Origin of the sequence: Geomonas oryzisoli (assembly GCF_018986915.1) — a bacterium.
GTDB classification, from domain to species: domain Bacteria; phylum Desulfobacterota; class Desulfuromonadia; order Geobacterales; family Geobacteraceae; genus Geomonas; species Geomonas oryzisoli.
The window spans coordinates 536,202-553,598 of record NZ_CP076723.1 but is presented as its reverse complement, the minus strand read 5'-3'; the positions used below and the strand labels follow the sequence as shown (position 1 = coordinate 553,598).

The window sequence follows — 17,397 nt, the reverse complement described above, 5'->3', positions numbered from 1 at the left end:
CCGACTCGCCCGGGGAGCCCGGACCGGCGGCTACTATACCGATCCCGCGCCCCCTGTCAAGGCAAACCCGCTAGCCGTTGCCGGTGAGCTTCTTCCAGCCGCTGCCGGCCAGTTCCAGCACCCCGTCCATGGTGCGCCGGTAGAACTTCTTGACCGGCATGCGGTTCACCAGGATCTCCTCGCCGCTTCTCTCCAGGCTCACCGGCTCACCGGATTTGAGCTGCGCGATCTCCGCGTAGTGCTCGCCGCCGACGCCGAACAGGAAGGAGTGGCGCTGGCCGTGGGCCAGGCAGGAGACGATGAGGATGATACCTTCCGGGGCGCCGGTCTTGAAGTCGAAGCGGGTGGTGGCGGCGACGAAGCGCCCCTGCACCGGCTCGCCGTTCAAAAGCTCGTTGACGCTCAGGTTCTTGGGCTTCATGCGCCCCAGGGGGGGGAGTCCCCAGGGGGAGAGTTCGGGGCGGGAGCGCTGGCGGTAATGGCTGGTGCGCTCCAGGAGCGTGACCACGTTGTTGTTGATCGGGCCGCCGATGGAGTGGGCGAGCCCCATCTGGAAGCGCCCGCCGGTGATCAAGCGGTGGTTCTCGACGATCTGGATCATGCCGGTCGCCCCCAGCGGGTGGCCGCGCCCCTTCAGGCCGCCGGTGATGTTGGTGGGGAAGCTGCCAAACTCGCCGGTCAGCTCGTCGTTCAAGAGCGCCTCGAGGATGCGGCGCCGGGGTACGAAGCCCAGGTCCACCATGTTGATGGGGCCGAAGCCGTTGAAGGGGTCGTGCATGTTGACGTGGATCTTGCCGGCGAAGTCGGTGATCTTCCTGATGCCGGCCATGGCGTAGGCCTCGGCGGCGGCGCGCACCGTGGCGGGGAAGCTGTGGAAGTAGGGACGGTCGGCGATGGTGGGGATGTCGGTCGCGCTCCCCACCCCGGAGACGATCACCTCGTGCGGCGCGGCGGAGAGGAGGACGGCGGCCACCCCGTCGGACATGGGGCAGAAATCGTGGTAGCGCAGCGGCCACCAGTAGCGGTAGTTCTTGCCTGTGACGATCTGGCGGTAGTACTCCTCGAGCGGGATCTCGAAGTTCAGGTGGGCGTCGGGGTTTCTGGCGGCGAAGCGGTGCGCCCTTTGGGTCAAAAGGGCCGAGAAGGCGGTCCACTCTTCCGTGGAGAGCTTGAGCCGCTCGATCAGCGAGCGCGCCACCAGGGCGCCGCAGGCGGGCATCGAGAGCCCGAACTCGGCCTCGTCCTTGTCGATCACGCCGGCGACGATGCGGGTCGCCTGGCCGGTGGAGACGTCGCTCATCTTCTGGATGCCGATGGCGAGCACGTGATCGCAGCGCCCGGAGGCGATCTGCAGGTAGGCGTATTCGAGGGCCGAGGCGCCGGAGGAGGAGGCGGTGTCGATCAGCACCGACTTCGCCCCGGAGATGCCGAGCACCCCGGCGATCTTGGCGGCGGTGTTGTCCACCCCGGAGAAGGCGACCGGGTTCTGGCACCCGACCACGACCGCCCCCACCTCGGAGCGGCGGATCCGGCTCCCGGCGAACACCTCGCCGGCCTTTTCGGCCATCTCCAAGAAGCTCAGCGCCTCGCGCTCGCGGCCGTTGTAGCGCCCCACCGGGGCCGCATACGAGGAGGCGACGTAGACCTCCCTGGGTTTGAATTGCTGCGTCACGGTTCCCTCCTGCAAGGGGCGCCCCGCCACCGTCCGGCGGCTGAATAGCCTTGCCAGCGCCCGCCCACTCTGCTATGTATTAGAACGCTGTCACAACATATCATTCAAGGTGGTTTTCATGGTAGAAAAAATTAAGAATATTGTTGTATTTGTCAAGGACATCAAGGCCGCGCGCCGTTTTTATCGGGAACAGCTGGGGCTTCCCGCCGGGCAGGAGACCGAGTACATGATGGAGTTCCTCCCTACCGAGGGGACCGCTCTGGGCGTGTCGCTGGCCATGCACGAGGCGGCGCAGAAGCTGGTGGGGCGCCACACCGGCATCACCTTCACCGTGAAAGGGCTTGAAGAGCTCTACGCCCGGCTCACCAAGGAAGGGGTCCGTTTCACCGAGCCCCTGGAGAAGAGCCCGTGGGGCAAAATGGCGGTTGTCGCCGACCCGGACGGCAACGAGTTCGCCCTGGTGGAGATGTGAGAGCTTTTTTGATTTCCGCACTGCTCATGGCCGGCGCCGCTTCGGCGGCCCTGGCCGCCCTCCCTGCGCCGCGCCCCTACAGCGGCTGCGGCGTCCTGATTCTCAGGCAGGGGGCGGGATGGCAGCCGGAAAGCCTCCCCCTGTACCGGGAACCGGGGGTGCAGCGGGTGACCGAGACCACGCCGCAGGCGCTGCCGCGTCTTGCCGGGGACGACACGGAGCCGCTTGTGGCCGCGAGCGAGCGGCGCGGCGGCTGGGTTCGGGTGGCGCTGGACGAGGCGGGACGCCAGGGGTGGCTGGAAAAGGCCCGCGGCTGGGAGTACCGCGAGTGGCGCGACTTCCTCCCCGGGCGCACGGTGCGCCTGCTCCCGGGCCTGAAGAAGGAGTGGTACCAGCTGCGGCTGGCCCCGGGGGGGGAGGCGAGCCCCGCGCCGCCGCTGTCCCGGGACCGGGAGCTCAAGGTCCTGGAGGTGGCAAAGGAGTGGGTCAGGGTCGAGGCACCGGCCGGGTGGCTGCGCTGGCGCGACCCCGACGGCAGACTCACCGTCTCGCTGAAGTAGCCGCTGAAACAGAAAAAGCATTGACATTGATATCCCTGCATGTTATTTGAGGCGTCATGTATACTAACAACGTTACATCACGTGGCACAGTCCACGCGGCAGCAGCGGCCAGACACTTCTAGAGCCGCCACTGCTGATTAGAAAAATAGATTTCTACTAAAGGCCGTGGGGGACCCCCACGGCCTTTTTTTATAAAAAATTCGCTTTAGTCCGGCAGATACATACCAATCAGGGGGGAAAGAATGCGCAACGAAATAGTCACTCCCGGCGCGGGAGAGCTTACCTACGAAATCCGAAACATCGTCACTGTGGCCGAGAAAGTCCAGCGTCTCGGGGTGAAGATCAACTGGGAGAACATCGGGGACCCCATCGTCAAGGGAGAGACCATCCCGCTCTGGATGAAGGAGATCGTTGCGGCCGAGGCGATGCACGACGAGAGCTACGCCTACTGCCCCACCCGCGGCGTCCTGGAGACCCGCGAGTTCATCTGCGAGATCACCAACAAACGCGGGGGCGCGCAGATCACCCCGGACGACATCATCTTCTTCAACGGCCTGGGCGACGCCATCGCCAAGGTCTACGGGAACCTCAGGGCCGAAAGCCGCGTGCTGATGCCCTCGCCCACCTACACCACGCACTCCATCGGCGAGGCGGCCCACGCCAACGCGGTCCCGGTCTGCTATCGCCTGAAGCCGGAGGACAACTGGTACCCCGACATGGACGACCTCGAGTGCCACGTGAAGTACAACCCGCAGATCTCCGGGATCATGATCATCAACCCGGACAACCCGACCGGCATGGTCTACCCCCCCGAGGTGCTCAAACAGATCGTGGCCATCGCCAAGAAGTACGACCTGTTCCTGATCGCCGACGAGGTGTACAGCAACATCGTCTACAACGGCGAGCACACGGTCCCCATCTCCGACGTGATCGGCGAGGTCCCGGCCATCGCCATGAAGGGGATCTCCAAGGAACTCCCCTGGCCCGGCTCGCGCTGCGGCTGGATCGAGGTCTACAACGGCGAGCGCGACCCGCGCTTCAAGAAGTTCGTCAACTCCATCCTCTCCTCCAAGATGAACGAGGTCTGCTCCACCACGCTGCCGCAGCGCTGCCTCCCCGCCGTGATGAAGCACCCGGAGTACCACAACTACCTGAAGGAGCGCATCGGGCGTTACGAGAAGATGAGCAACATCATGTACGAAGCGCTCTCCCGGGTCCCGCAGCTGTCGGTGAACCGCACCAACGGCGCCTTCTACATGGCGGTCCCGTTCAAGCAGGGGGTGTTGAACGACACCCAGAGCCTGCCGATCCAGAACCCGGAGATCCGCGCGCTGGTGGAAGGGATCGTGAACCAGCCCGGCGTCGCCCCGGACAAGCGCTTCGTCTACTACATCCTGGCCCACACCGGGATCTGCGTGGTGCCGCTCTCCTCGTTCAACACGGAGCTTTTGGGCTTCCGCGTCACGCTGCTTGAGCGCGACGAGGCGGAGTGCCGCAAGATCTACCGCACCCTGACCGAGAACATCGCCGCCTACCTCGCCTCCTAAGCCGGGCCGGCTCCCCCTCCGCTCCCCCCCCTCCCTTGACGGGCCTGCGCGCCGAAGCGCTTCGTCCCGCGGAGGCGGGAGGGGGGTGGGGGAACCTGCCATCAGCGCAAATGTGGCGCCTACCCCCACCCCCTACCCCTCCCGCTGTATAGACCGGAGTCAAGGGTGACAGTCGTTCGGAGACATGGGTGACACTTTTTTCTCACCAATCCGGATCTCCCGGAGCTTGTGGTGGCAGTAGTAAATCAAAAATGTTCCGTCCTGATCCGTGGGGCGAAAAGCAACCGGTTCCCCTCGTAACGCCCTGGAGACCCTGAACACTTGGCCTTTGAAGAAGACGATCCCTTTGTCCTGCACTTTTCGGACGTGATCACCGGGCGCATACTCGATTCGCGGTGGCACCTCTGGGTACATCCGTGCACTTGGCTGATAGCGGGTAACTGGCGGCTTTTGCCCTAATGACTCATGTGGCCGCTTTGAGTTGTACAAGACTCTAAACTCGTCAAAAGCTTGTTGGCATTGAGCTAAATCGTCGAAATTTTTACCAGCTATTGCTTCTACAAGCAGGGTGCGGTGAAACCGCTCGTCTTTACCCTGGGTCTGAGGGTGGTATGGCCGTGAATGACTCACACCTACTCCGAGCCGGATTAACCAGGCTGTCAGCACAGTGAGTTGGTATTCTCCGTCGTCTCCCCAGGGACTGCCATTATCCATGGTCATTCGGTCTGGCAATCCGTAGTTTCGAAAGGCGGCAACAAGAGCATTCTTTACGCTAGCAGTTGTCTCGTCGCCACAAGCTTGGAGCACCAGGTTGTAGCGAGAGTGGTCATCTAGGACCGTCAACGGGTGACAGCGGCCCTGACGGGTTAGAAAATGGCCTTTGAAGTCCATCTGCCACAGAGCATTCGGGTGGGGATGCTCAAAACGAATAAAAGCCCTGTGCTTTGCGGACTCTGCCGGGGCTAACTGACCGTTACGGCGTAAGATCTCAGTAATCGTGGAAGCTGCAGGGAACACTTGTTTCCCGTCTGCTTCCAGACAAGCCTTGATCTTACGGCCACCCCAAGCCGGGTGCTCTTTTCTAAGCGCAAGGATTGCACTCTCGACGGAGACATCAGTCTGTACAGGACTGTTATGGGGGCGTCGAGAGCAGTCGTAAAGGCCAGCATCTCCATGCTCCTTATACCGACGAATCCACTTATAGCCTTTGTCGCGGCTGATGTTGAACTGCCGACAAAGCTGCGAAATATTGCTGCCGTCTTGAATCGCTAACATCACGAACTCTGTCCTGAGGGTCATGGTCGTCACCTCTTGCCAAGGCATGCCCACCTCCAAAGAGGGAAGTAATTTCTTGGCAATAAGTGTCACCCATGTCTCCGAACATGTGTAACCTATGTCTCCGGTCTATACACCCGCGAGGGGAGGGGGGACAACATCGCCCCGCACCGCCTCCCCCTTTTTTGCCGCAAGTGGACGTCTTGATTGACTATTGAGCCGCAGTTATGCTATCCATTCACCATTTGGGCAGCATCCTCATCACCGTAGGGGTTCAGATGGCCTCGGTTGCACCGGAAAGAAGGCAGTCGGCGGCAAACGCCCGCAGCGTGGCACATGCTTAACGGCATAACCGGCAGCGTCGAACCGGATATCGCCCCAGACACCTTCGAGGTCATCGGGCGCATCCTCAAAGCCCGCTCGGGGTTCACCCTGGACGGGTACAAGGACAAATGCGTCAAGCGGCGCATCCATATCCGGGTCCGCGCCACCCATTCCCCCTCCCCCGAGGCGTACGGCGAGCTCCTCACCCGCAGCACCGCCGAACAGGACCACCTGCTCCGGGTCCTCACCATCCACGTCTCCCATTTCTTCCGCAATCCGCCCGTTTTCGAAAAACTCGGCGCCGAGATCCTGCCGCAGCTCCTCGAGCAGCGCGACCAGGTCCGCGCCTTGAGCGTCGGCTGCGCCGGCGGAGAGGAACCCTACACCCTCGCGCTGCTGATGAAGGAGCGCTTTCCCGAGGCGGTCGACGCGGGGCGGGTCACCATCTTGGCCGTGGACGTGGATGCGGGGATCCTGGATCAGGCACGGGAGGCGCTGTACCACCCGGACCGGCTCGCGGAGCTCCCCCCGGGGGTCCTGGAGCGCCGGTTTTCCCCCGAGGGGGGGCGTTACCGCCTGGCGAGCGAGGTCCGCAGCCAGGTCCTTTTCGAGCACGCCGACCTGAACCACCGGCAGGGATGGGACCCCTGCGATCTCATCCTTTGTCGCAACGTACTGATCTATTTCGAGAGGGAGCGGCAGGAGACCATCCTGAATAGCTTCGCCGACGCCCTTTCCCCGGGAGGCTACTTGGTGCTGGGCAAGGCGGAAACCCTGTTCGGCACCGCCCGCAAGCGCTTCCGGACCATCTGCCCCGTGGAGCGGATCTACCGGGCCCTGTAACGATTTCTTAAGCAGGAAAAGGAGCAATTCCCCCATGTACATCCAAATCGGCTACAAGTTCATCCTCGGCTTTCTGGCCGTGGTCGCCGCCGTCGTCTTCGTTCCCGCTGCGGTGCAGCACCTGCAGTACTCGCCCGAGCTCACCAGTGTCCTCTCTTACGTGGTGGCGCTCACGGTGGGTCTGATACTGGGCTCTTTCTTCTCCCGGAGCTTCACCAAAAACATCTCCCTTTTGACCGGTGCCACCGAATCCATCAGCCAGGGGGACCTCTCCCGCGATCTCGAGTTCCCGGCGACCCGCTTCCCCGACGAGACCCACTCCATGGCGCTCTCGATCAACACGATGCAGGAGAACCTGCGCATCCTGGTACGCCAGATCAGGGAAACCTCGGAGCGGGTCTCCGAGTCCTCGCGCACCCTTTCCTCCAGCGCCCTCGAGATCAACGCCTCCACCGAGGAGGTGGCGCAGGCCATCGAGAGCATCTCGGGGGGCGCGGAGAACCAGGCGGAGATGCTGTCCAAGAGCGCCAAGGTGATCCACGAGATGGCGATCTCGGTGGACCTGGTGGCGCGCCGGGCCAAGGAGACCGCTAAGGCGGCACGGGAGACCAGCCTCACCGCGCAAAAAGGGGGCGAGCTCGCCAACGACTCGGTGGAGCGGTTGAAGAGCTTCTTCGATTCCGTCGAGCTGATCAGCATGCAGTTCATGGACCTCAACGGTAAGCTGATGCAGGTCGGCAAGATCGCCGACTTCATCGTGGAGATGTCCCGCCAGACCAACCTCCTTGCCCTGAACGCCTCCATCGAGGCGGCCCGCGCCGGCGAGTACGGCAAAGGGTTCGGCGTCGTGGCCGAGGAGGTGAGAAAGCTCGCCGACGGCAGCGCCAAGAGCGCCACCGACATCGTGGAGCTGATCGACCTGGTGAAGGTGGAGAGCCGCCGGCTGCAGGAGACCATCACCGACAGCTCGCGCGGCATCATCGTGGGCAAGAAGAACCTGGACATCACCGCGGACGCCTTCAGGGAGATCCTGGCCACCGTCGTCGAGACCGAGAGAAAGGCCAACTCCATCGCCGACCTGTCCCAGATGCAGACCACCGGCGCCGCCAAGATGGTGAGCATGGTCGACGAGATCGCCAAGGTGGCCGAGGATAACGCGGCCTCGACCGAGGAGGTCTCCGCCGCCACCGAGGAGCAGCACTCGGCCATGCAGGAGATGGTGTACCAGACCCAGGAGCTCGCCAAGCTCGCCGACGAGCTGTTGCGCTCGGTGGAGCGCTTCCAGGTCGAACCGGAGAGCGCGCCGGAGCCCGAGGCGTGACCGCCGAGCGCCTGCTCCTGTTCAGCGCGGCACGGCAGCAGTTCGCCCTGAACCTGCAGGAGGTCTGCGAGGTGATGGAGCCGCAGCAGTGCTACCCCTTTGCGGGAGCGCCGCCCCACTACCTGGGGCTGATCAACTTCCACGGCAACCTCACCGCGCTGGTGGACCTGGCCGGCTACCTGCGCCTGCCGGGGCGCCCGCTACCGGGGAAGATCCTGGTCATCGACACCCGGCTTGCCCACCTCGCCCTCAAGGTGGATGCGGTCGGCTCCATCCTTGATGCCGGCAGCATCACCGGCGCCAGCAGCCATGACGACCCGCTCACCGAGGCGCTGCTCGAGACGCCGCAGGGGAGCGTGCGCCTGCTCCGCCTGGCAACACTTTTGGACGGCCTGGAGCAGGAGCTGCAAGAATCCGCCCCCAACAATGCCAAACCAGGAGGTACCTGATGGCCTTGAAGGTCATGATAGTTGACGACTCCCTTTTCATGAGGAAAATGCTGCGCGATATCCTCGTGGAGGAGGGGTACGAGATAGCCGACGAGGCATCCGACGGCGTGGAAGCGGTGGCGAAATACAAGGAATGTCTCCCCGACCTGGTCACCCTGGACATCGTCATGCCCAACAAGAGCGGGATCGAGGCGCTGCAAGAGATCATGGCCTATGACGCCGGGGCCCGCGTGGTGATGTGTTCCGCCATCGGCCAGGAGGCACTCACCACCGCGGCGGCCGAGGCCGGCGCCAAGGCCTTCATACTGAAGCCGTTCAACCCCGAGCTGGTCACCCGAGTGCTCAGGGAAGTGGCCCAGGGGTAACCGATGGACATGTCGCAGTACAAAGCCCTCTTTCTCTCGGAATCCCGGGAGTACCTGCGTACCATCGCGGAGCAGGTAGTGGCCCTCGAGCAGTCGCCCGGGGAGCGCAGCGCCGTCGACGCCCTGTTTCGCGGCGCGCACTCGCTCAAAGGGATGGCCGCCTCGATGGAGTACGGCGACGTGGTGGTGGTGGCCCACAGCATGGAGGACCTGATGGCGCGGGTGCGCGACGGCGCCCTCCCCTTCGACGCCGGGGTGGCCGACCTCCTTCTGGAGGGGGTCGACCTGATCGACGTGCTGCTTGACGACGTGGAGCAGGAGCGTCCCTCCACCCTCCCCACCGGCGATTATGCGCAGCGGCTCGCGCTCTACACGCCGGCCGCGGCCAAGGCGGCCGCAGTCGACCAGGCGGAGCCGAGGGGCGCCGCCGCCGATGCCGTACCCTCCCCCGCAGCAGACGCCCCCGCACCGCCCGCCGAGGCGGAAAAGGCGAAGGAACCGGTCGGCGAGGCGGGGGGCACGGTGCGGGTGAAAACCGAGCTGCTGGACCACCTGATCAACCTGACCGGCGAGCTGGTGACCAACAAACAACGCCTTTTGAACATCGGTCGGGAGCTCGCCTCCCCGGCGCTCAACGACGCCGTCTCCGAGACGGCGAAGCTTTTGCGGGCCCTGCACGACGAGGTGATGAAGGTGCGCCTGATGCCTTTCGAGGCGATCAGCGACCGTTTCCAGCGCTCGGTGCGTTCCGTCGCCAAGAAAAGCGGCAAGGAGATCCATTTCGAGCTGACCGGGCGTGAGATCGGGCTGGACCGCGGTATGCTGGAGCAGCTGGTCGACCCGCTGAACCACATCCTCAGAAACGCCGTGGACCACGGCATCGAGGAGAGCGGCGAGCGGGAGCAGGCCGGCAAGCCGGCGCGGGGAACGGTGTGGCTCGCGGTAAGCCGGGACCGGGACCGCATCCAGATCACCGTGCGCGACGACGGCCGCGGCATGGAACCCAAGGCCATGATCGAGGCCGCCATCGCCAAGGGGCTTTTGACACCCGAGGAGGGTGAGCTGCTCTCGCCGCGCCAGGCGCTGATGCTCTCCTGCATCCCCGGCTTCTCCACCGCCAAAGAGGTCACCGACATCTCCGGCCGGGGGGTCGGCATGGACGCCGTCAACGCGGCTATCCAGAAGCTGGGGGGAACCCTCGGCATCGAGAGCGAGCCCGGCCTAGGCACCACCATCACGCTCAGGCTGCCGCTCACCATCGCCATCATCCACGCGCTTGTAGTGCAGATAGGCCAGGTGAAGGCGGCCATCCCGGTGAACGCGGTGCAGCGCACAGTGGAGCTGTCCCGCAGACAGATCGAAACCATGGGCAAGAGGCAGATGTTCCAACTCGACGACGAGGCGATTCCGCTTCTGTCGCTGAACCGCGTGCTCGGGCTGCCGCTGGGGCGCTTCCCGGACGGCATCCTCCCCCTGTTCGTCACCGAGGCCAGGGGACGCCGGGTCGGCATCGTCGTGGACCGTCTCCTCGGGCAGCACGAGCTGTTCGTGAAGCAACTGGGAAGGCCGCTGTCCAAGATGGCCGGGGTGGCCGGCGGCGCGACCCTGGGCGACGGCGAGATCGTTGCCATCCTCGACCTGGCCGGACTGCTGTGAACCGTTTCGCGACCCTCAGCCGCCGTTTCCCCCGCCGGGAGCGGCTCATCTCGGGAGGCTAACATGCCGCACCACAACCTGCACGATGGCGAACTCAAGGCGCTCACCCAGGTGTGCAACACCGGTATGCAGCACGCAGCGATCGCCCTGTCCCAGCTGATGGGGAAGAGTGTGAGCATTCAGGTGCCCCGGCTCCAGGTGCTGGAGGGCTCGGCCCTGCCCCACCTGCTCGATTCCCATGAGGCGACCGCCCTGCAGCTGCAGATCCTCGGCAACGTGCGCGGCAGCATCCTGATCCTTTTGCTCCAGGAGAACGCCCGGCACATCCTGGAGCTGCTTTTAGGTGAACTCCCCAAGGAAGGTGCGCCGCTTTCCGAGATGGAACGCGCCACCTTGATGGAGGTGGGGAACATCCTTGCCTCGGCGTGCCTCAACGCCCTGGGGAGTTCCCTCAAGATGACCCTGCTCCCGTCGGTGCCCGCCCTGAGCACCGGCCCGGGAAGCGAGATCCTCGTGCGCGCCCTGGACCGCGGCGACGGCGACAACGCAGTGGTGATGATGGACGCGATGTTCACGGTCTCCGATTCCCTGTGCGGCGGGAGCATCTTCCTCATGCCCGCGCCCGCCTCGCTTGCCGCTCTGCTGGGCGCCCTGGAGCAATGAAAGGTTGCACCTTACCCGGTTGTATGTCAGAATGCCCGGTCAAACTGCTGCCACTGCGGCACATTGTAGGGGACTGGCTCCACAGGTGTCTGTCCCCTTTTCACTACTTTCAGAGGTCGAAGCTATGAAATTCGCCAGAACCGCCGTCCTGTGTCTCGCCCTGATCGCCCTCAACGCCGGTGTGGCCCTTTGCGCCGAGCTCTCCCAGGTAGTGCGCACCATCGAGCAGGGGTACGGGTCCTTGAACGACCTGCAGGCAGACTTCAGCCAGAGAAGCAGCATCAAGGCAATGAAGCGCGAGGAGAAGGGTGCCGGTGAGCTCCTGCTGAAGAAGGGAGGGGGCAAGGAGTCCATGTTCCGCTTCAACTACACCAAGCCCAAGCAGCAGATCGTTTCCAACGGCAAGACGGTGTGGTACTACATCCCGGACCAGAAGCAGGTCATGGTGATGGATCTGGCGCAACTCCTGGAGGCGAGTAACGGCATCGCCATGAACTACCTCTCGGGCCTGGGGCAGGTTTCCAAGGATTTCAGCATCGCGTTTGCCGCCGAGCAAAAGGACAAGAGCGGCAACTACCAGCTGGAGCTCACCCCGCACAAGAAGAGCCCGGCCATGGCCAAGCTCCTCTTGACCATCTCAGGCGACGCGGTGGAAAGCTTCGTGGCCAAGGGGCACCCCGGCACGCCGTTCCCGGTGCTTTCCTCCACGGTGGTCGACCAGACCGGCAACACCACCAGGATGGATTTCAGCAACGTGAAGACCAACCGCGGCATCTCCAGCGGCAAGTTCAGCTTCAAGATCCCCTCGGGGGTTCAAGTCATTAAAAGATAAAGCAGGTCAAGGTTAAGGTTGAGGTTAAGAAAGGGCTTCCGGGCCCTCAACCTTAACCTCAACCTCAACCTGAATTTTTAGGGGGTTTTATGCCGTCATTCGACATCGTTTCCAAGGTCGACATGCAGGAAGTCGACAACGCCATCAACCAGACCGTGAAGGAGATCGGGCAGCGCTACGACTTCAAAGGGTCCAAGAGCGAGGTGACCCTGGAGAAGGAAAGCATCAAGGTCCTTTCCGAGGACGACTTCAAGCTGAAGGCGGTCATCGACATCCTGCAGTCCAAGTTCGTCAAACGCAACATATCGCCCAAGGCGCTGCAGTACGGCAAGGTGGAGCAGGCCTCCGGCAGCATGGTGCGCCAGATCATCACTCTGCAGGTGGGAATCTCCAAGGAGAAGGCCAAGGAGATCGGTGCGGTCATCAAGGAAACCAAACTCAAGGTACAAAGCCAGATCCAGGACGACCAGATCCGGGTCACCGGCAAGAACATCGACGACCTCCAGGAGGTGATCCGGATCCTCAAAGGTAAGGATCTCGACATCGACATGCAGTTCGTCAACTTCAGAAGCTGATAGAAGAGGGGATTTTTTTGAACCAGAAGATTAAGGAAAAAGTGAGCCTGGTGAGCCTGGGCTGCCCGAAGAACCTGGTGGACGCCGAGGTGATGCTGGGCTACCTCTCCAAGGACGAGTACGAAGTCACCACCGATGAGATGCAGGCCGACATCATCGTGGTGAACACCTGCTCCTTCATCAAGGAGGCCAAGCAGGAGAGCATCGACACCATCCTCGACCTGGCCGACAGAAAGCACGACGCGCGCTGCAAGCTCCTGATCGTGACCGGCTGCCTGCCGCAGCGCTACCAGGAGGAGCTCGCCAAGGAGCTCCCCGAGGTGGACATCTTCATCGGCACCGGCGACTACCCGCGCATCGCGGAGATCATCGCCGAGAAGAAGGGGACCGACGCCCAGCTCTGCTACACCGGCGACCCCAACTTCGTCTACAACGACGAACTGCCGCGCCTGCAGTCCTCACCGCACTACACCGCCTACCTGAAGATCGCTGAAGGGTGCTCCAACAACTGCTCCTACTGCGTGATTCCGTCCCTGCGCGGCGCGCACCGCTCCCGCCCCTTCGCGACCCTCATGGCGGAAGCGAAGGCCCTGGTAGAGGCGGGGGTGAAGGAACTCAACCTGATCGCCCAGGACATCACCGCCTACGGCCGCGACCTGCCGGAACAGCCGAGCCTCGAGCTGCTGGTCCAGGAACTGGCAAAGCTGGAAGGTCTCAAGTGGATAAGGCTCCTCTACGCCTACCCGGACGGGGTCAGGGACTCGCTGATCGAACTGATCAAGAACGAGCCCAAGGTCTGCAAGTACCTGGATCTCCCCATCCAGCACATCTCGGATCCGGTGCTGAAGAACATGAAACGCAGAAGCGGCGAGGCCGACATCCGCGCCCTGATCGCCAAGCTGCGCAAGGAGATCCCGGACATTGCCATCCGCACCTCCCTCATCGTCGGCTTCCCCGGCGAAACCAATGAGGACTTCAAGACGCTCTTGCAGTTCGTCGAGGAGACCCGCTTCGACCGCCTCGGCGTGTTCTGCTACTCCCGCGAGGAGGGGACCCCGGCGGCGGACATGCCGGAGCAGGTTTCCGAGCGGATCAAGCGCGAGCGCCACAAGAAGCTGATGCGGACCCAGGCCCGCGTCTCTTTCAAGCACAACCGTACCCTGGTGGACAGCGAGGAGGACGTGCTGGTCGAGGGGTACAGCGAGGAAACCGAGCTGCTCTTGAAGGGTAGATCCTCCCGTCAGGCCCCGGATGTGGACGGCCAAGTGTACATCACCGCAGGCAACGCCAACGTCGGTGACATAGTGCGATTGAAGATCACTGACTCCTCTGATTACGACCTGATTGGGGAGATCATAGAGTAGGCTTTTAGTCTTGACACCGACCGCTATTGCTGTATTATTGCGTCGCTTTGCGGGACAATGACTCAAACGGAGATAGTTTATACATGACTGAAAAACCCGAAGAAATGAAAGCGATGCTCCTCAAGATGAAAGAGGAGACGCTTAAAGAGATTAACAAGACTGTCAAGTCCGGCTCCGATGCACCGATCAACGAGCCGAGCGGCGACATCTATGACCAGGCTTCCAGCGAGCGCGATCGTGAACTCGGTCTTCTGCTGGGCGACCGGGAGCGCGAGAAATTGCGTAATATCGACGAGGCTTTACTGCGTTTGGAAGAAGGCGAGTACGGCATCTGCGAGGAGTGCGAGGAAGAAATACCCATCGGGAGGCTGAAGATCGTCCCCTTCGCCCGCCACTGCGTCAAGTGCAAGGCGGACCTGGAGAAGCAGCAGGCCCAGACCAAGCGCTTCGAAGAAGACCGCGCTTACCGCGAGATCGCGCTGGGCGAGGAAGAGGAAGGGTAGCAGCTCAAAAACAAGGTGCAACGGCGGGGAAAGGCACATGAGCCTTTTTCACCCGGCCGGTGCCAGAAATACCAAGAGGGGACGGTAGCGATACCGTCCCCTCTTGCGTTTAGGCTATGCGTGTGACTGGCGGAAGCAACTCCTCCCCCCGGAGGGGGGAGGCTGGGAGGGGGGAAGATTGTAAGAGCCGCCGCGCGTCCCCCTCCCTGTCCCTCCCCCTCCGGGGGAGGGGACCGTGTTCGCTAGGGGTGGTCCACCGGCGGTGCGGTTATCAGACGCTGGTAATCCGCTTTGGTGATACCAGTGTGCCAGTGCCCGGTGGCCCTGCCGATCAGGGTGCCGCCGATGAAAACCGCCACCACCAACGCCGCATAGACCATCCCCGGCACCACCTTGCCGTTCTTCGCCTTCATCTGCAACGCCTCGGGTTTCGGGCAGGCGCTCACGCAGCGCAGGCAGCCGACACACTCCTCGGAGCAGACCCTTTCCTGGTGCATGACGTCGATATAGGACGGGCAGGCCTTGGTGCAGCCGCCGCAGGAGATGCAGGCGCTTTCATTGCGCTGCACCTTGACCGGCGACAGGCGCGACACCAGGCCGAGCAGCGCGCCGTACGGGCAGAGGAAACGGCAGAAGGGGTTTTTGAACAAGAACGAGAGCGCCAGCAACACGCCGATGACGACGAGTGGCGTACCGGACAGATTCACGAAGAAGTCGAGCATCTTCACGTCGGCCATCTTGTTGTAATCGCCGGTGATGAAGGAGGCGACGCTGTCCGGCGCCATGATCACCAGGATCGAGAACAGGAAGAAGGCAAGCAGCAGGTACTTGATCGGACGCAGCAGCCAGTCCAGCCAAAGCCATACCTTGAAGTTCTTGCCGAAAACCTTGGTCCCCACCTTCCAGCACACCTCGGTGATGGTGGACACCGGGCAGACCCAGGAGCAGAAGGAGCGCTTCAAAAGGAGAGACACCGCGATCACGGTTAAAAGGACCACCAGCGCCGCCGGGTGCACGTCGTTGATCGTGCCCAGGGTCATCCATCCCTTGAGACTGACCAGGCCGGAGATGGGGAGAAACGCCTCGACGCCGTCCGGACGCTCCACGAACGGGGTAGCTCCGCCGCTTCGGAAATGAAGCACGAAACGGTAGAAGGTTACCCCCAGGTAGAGAGAGAAAAGAAGAAAGCCCCACTGCACTGCCAGCCTGACCTGTTGCACTTTTTTTTCTGCCATGAACCTCACCTTTGTTGCCTTGCGTATATGTTGCGACTTATTTTGTCGCTACCGCATGCTACCGTCGTATCATCAAGGAAAGCGGAGGTAGCATATGGAACCGATGGTCATAGGAGCTGTGGGAATCGTCGTCTACTGCGGGCACCTGACGGTGAAGGACATCGTCGCCGATCTGCGTCAGGAAGGGATCCTGGTCAAGCCCTTGTCCAGCAAGTGGCGCGGGTGGACGTTGGACAGGGCCTTCAAAAGGCTCTTCTTCACCAAGGGGTTGTCGCGCTCCAAGGTCTCCAACAACTCCTTCATCTTCTTGCGCTGCAAATCGGCCGTGCCGCAGACCGGGCAGCAGCAGCATACAACCGGGAAACGGTTGTTGCGGGAGAACGGGATAATCTCCTTCTCCGGAACGTAGACCAGCGGCCTGATCACCGTGGTGACGCCGTTGTCGGCCAGCATGCTGGGAGCCATCGCCTTCAGCGACCCCACGAAGAACTGGTTCAAAAGCAGCGTCTCGATGAAGTCGTCCATGTGGTGGCCAAGCGCCAGCTTGTTGCATCCCATCTGCTGCGCCAGGGTGTAGAGCGTGCCGCGCTTGAGCCTCGCGCAGATGGAGCAGTAGGAGGAGTTCGGACGGCGCTTCTCCGAGATGATGTCGTAGTGCTCGGTCTTCTCCATGTGGTAGGTGAAGCCGTGCTCCTTCAGGTGGTCCTCGATGATGTCGGCACGGTAACCGCGGTAGCCGGAGTCGATGTTGATGGCGACCAGCTCGTAGCGCACCGGGGCGCGCCGGCGCAGCGTGTCCAGCATGTGCAGCATGGAGTACGAGTCCTTGCCGCCGGAGACCGCGACGGCGATTCGGTCCCCCTCGGAGATCAGGTTGAAGTCGTGGATCGCCTTGCCGACACGGTTCTTGATGCGCGTGAACAGCGCGTCCTCGATGAGGGACGTAGAAGACTCCCGCGCAGGCTTTGTTTCAGTCATTATCGCTGCGTCCATATCACTTTCCGACCACGGCGTCCTGGCTGCCGAGCACGGCCGCCCTGAATGCCTCGATCCCCTTCTCCTCGATCAGCCTGCCCAGACGCCCCTGCTGCGGGTCGTTCTTGTAGACTTCCACCACCTTCGCGACGATCTCCAGCACCTCTTCCTCGGTCTGGATGTTGTCCACCAGGAGTTCCGCCAGGCGCGGCCTGGGACCGGAGTTCCCCCCCACCAGGATGCGCCACCCCTTGTTGTGGCCGACGATGCCGATGTCCTTGACGCCGGACTCGGAGCAGGCCAAGAGACAGCCGGAAACCCCCATCTTCATCTTGTTGGGGAGCTCCATGGCGTGGTAGATCTTGTCCAGCTTGAGCCCTAGCGATGCCGAATCGAGCACCGCCCTCTTGCACCACTGGGTGCCCGGGCAGATCTTGATGCTCCTGACGCACAGGCCGATGGCGGCGCCGGGGGCCTGGGCAAGATCGGCCCAGACCGCGTCGAGCTCTTCTTCCTTCACGCCGAACATGGCGATGCGCTGGGCCGAGGTGAGCTTCACTTCCAGCTTGTACTTGTCGGCCACGTCGCAGATCTTTCTCAGGGTGGCGGTGTCCGTGAAGCCGCCCGGGATGTGCGGGGCGATGGCGTAGGTCTCGCGGTCACGCTGCAGGATGGCGCCTTTTTCCAGGATGTCCTTGGTGTTCATCATCTGCTCCTTTGTCTGGATTGAAATTGATGCAGGTCAAAAAGCTGAATAATCGGAGTC

Annotated in this window: 18 protein-coding genes; 13 read left to right on the top strand and 5 right to left on the bottom strand. The window is 62.6% G+C overall.

Going from position 1 to position 17,397, the window contains the following annotated elements; genetic code table 11:
- Positions 1-70 precede the first annotated feature (70 nt).
- Positions 71-1,672 (bottom strand): thiolase family protein, encoded by a 1,602-nt coding sequence (locus KP004_RS02435; RefSeq protein ID WP_216800796.1) that lies wholly within the window; start codon positions 1,670-1,672, stop codon positions 71-73.
- A gap of 118 nt (positions 1,673-1,790) precedes the next feature.
- Between KP004_RS02435 and KP004_RS02430 the strand changes: the two genes are divergently transcribed.
- The 3 genes from KP004_RS02430 to KP004_RS02420 all read left to right on the top strand — a co-directional run bounded on the left by KP004_RS02430 (position 1,791) and on the right by KP004_RS02420 (position 4,251).
- Positions 1,791-2,144, top strand: a complete 354-nt coding sequence (locus KP004_RS02430; protein ID WP_216800795.1) for a VOC family protein — start codon at positions 1,791-1,793, stop codon at positions 2,142-2,144.
- Entirely contained in the window at positions 2,141-2,704 is a 564-nt protein-coding gene (locus KP004_RS02425) for an SH3 domain-containing protein (protein ID WP_239026906.1), read from the top strand. Before KP004_RS02430 ends, KP004_RS02425 begins: the two co-directional genes overlap by 4 nt.
- Before the next feature lie 242 nt (positions 2,705-2,946).
- Positions 2,947-4,251, top strand: a complete 1,305-nt coding sequence (locus KP004_RS02420; protein ID WP_216800794.1) for a pyridoxal phosphate-dependent aminotransferase — start codon at positions 2,947-2,949, stop codon at positions 4,249-4,251.
- Positions 4,252-4,410: 159 nt separating this feature from the next.
- Here KP004_RS02420 and KP004_RS02415 read toward each other — a convergent pair whose 3' ends face one another.
- Positions 4,411-5,574: an IS481 family transposase gene (locus tag KP004_RS02415; protein WP_216802350.1), complete on the bottom strand. Its 1,164-nt coding sequence runs from the start codon at positions 5,572-5,574 to the stop codon at positions 4,411-4,413.
- A gap of 288 nt (positions 5,575-5,862) precedes the next feature.
- Between KP004_RS02415 and KP004_RS02410 the strand changes: the two genes are divergently transcribed.
- The 10 genes from KP004_RS02410 to KP004_RS02365 all read left to right on the top strand — a co-directional run bounded on the left by KP004_RS02410 (position 5,863) and on the right by KP004_RS02365 (position 14,421).
- Complete coding sequence (locus KP004_RS02410) at positions 5,863-6,693, top strand: CheR family methyltransferase (RefSeq protein ID WP_216800793.1); 831 nt, start codon at positions 5,863-5,865, stop codon at positions 6,691-6,693.
- Between the two features lie 34 nt (positions 6,694-6,727).
- Positions 6,728-8,014, top strand: a complete 1,287-nt coding sequence (locus KP004_RS02405; protein WP_216800792.1) for a methyl-accepting chemotaxis protein — start codon at positions 6,728-6,730, stop codon at positions 8,012-8,014.
- Complete coding sequence (locus tag KP004_RS02400) at positions 8,011-8,463, top strand: chemotaxis protein CheW (protein ID WP_216800791.1); 453 nt, start codon at positions 8,011-8,013, stop codon at positions 8,461-8,463. Before KP004_RS02405 ends, KP004_RS02400 begins: the two co-directional genes overlap by 4 nt.
- A complete protein-coding gene (locus KP004_RS02395) occupies positions 8,463-8,828 on the top strand; it encodes a response regulator (RefSeq protein ID WP_216800790.1) in 366 nt (121 codons plus the stop codon). The genes KP004_RS02400 and KP004_RS02395 overlap by 1 nt, the downstream gene beginning before the upstream one ends.
- 3 nt (positions 8,829-8,831) lie before the next feature.
- On the top strand, positions 8,832-10,484 hold the full coding sequence (locus KP004_RS02390; RefSeq protein WP_216800789.1) for a chemotaxis protein CheA: 1,653 nt from the start codon (positions 8,832-8,834) through the stop codon (positions 10,482-10,484).
- 63 nt (positions 10,485-10,547) lie between these two features.
- Positions 10,548-11,147, top strand: a complete 600-nt coding sequence (locus KP004_RS02385; protein WP_216800788.1) for a chemotaxis protein CheC — start codon at positions 10,548-10,550, stop codon at positions 11,145-11,147.
- Positions 11,148-11,271: 124 nt separating this feature from the next.
- Entirely contained in the window at positions 11,272-11,979 is a 708-nt protein-coding gene (locus KP004_RS02380) for a LolA family protein (protein WP_216800787.1), read from the top strand.
- A gap of 89 nt (positions 11,980-12,068) precedes the next feature.
- Entirely contained in the window at positions 12,069-12,554 is a 486-nt protein-coding gene (locus KP004_RS02375) for a YajQ family cyclic di-GMP-binding protein (protein WP_183345557.1), read from the top strand.
- 17 nt (positions 12,555-12,571) lie between these two features.
- A complete protein-coding gene (gene rimO, locus KP004_RS02370) occupies positions 12,572-13,918 on the top strand; it encodes a 30S ribosomal protein S12 methylthiotransferase RimO (protein WP_216800786.1) in 1,347 nt (448 codons plus the stop codon).
- A gap of 83 nt (positions 13,919-14,001) precedes the next feature.
- Positions 14,002-14,421 carry a TraR/DksA family transcriptional regulator gene (locus tag KP004_RS02365; RefSeq protein ID WP_183345553.1) on the top strand — a complete coding sequence of 140 codons (420 nt, stop codon included), beginning with the start codon at positions 14,002-14,004 and terminating at the stop codon, positions 14,419-14,421.
- A 242-nt stretch (positions 14,422-14,663) separates the two neighbouring features.
- On the opposite strand, the gene KP004_RS02360 is transcribed toward KP004_RS02365, so the two are convergent.
- The 3 genes from KP004_RS02360 to KP004_RS02350 form a co-directional block, all read right to left on the bottom strand.
- Positions 14,664-15,656: a 4Fe-4S binding protein gene (locus KP004_RS02360; protein ID WP_216800785.1), complete on the bottom strand. Its 993-nt coding sequence runs from the start codon at positions 15,654-15,656 to the stop codon at positions 14,664-14,666.
- Positions 15,657-15,833: 177 nt separating this feature from the next.
- Positions 15,834-16,634 carry a tRNA 2-thiocytidine(32) synthetase TtcA gene (gene ttcA / locus KP004_RS02355; RefSeq protein ID WP_216800784.1) on the bottom strand — a complete coding sequence of 267 codons (801 nt, stop codon included), beginning with the start codon at positions 16,632-16,634 and terminating at the stop codon, positions 15,834-15,836.
- 16 nt (positions 16,635-16,650) lie between these two features.
- Positions 16,651-17,337, bottom strand: a complete 687-nt coding sequence (locus KP004_RS02350) for a ferredoxin-like domain-containing protein (protein WP_216802348.1) — start codon at positions 17,335-17,337, stop codon at positions 16,651-16,653.
- Between the last annotated feature and the right edge of the window lie 60 nt (positions 17,338-17,397).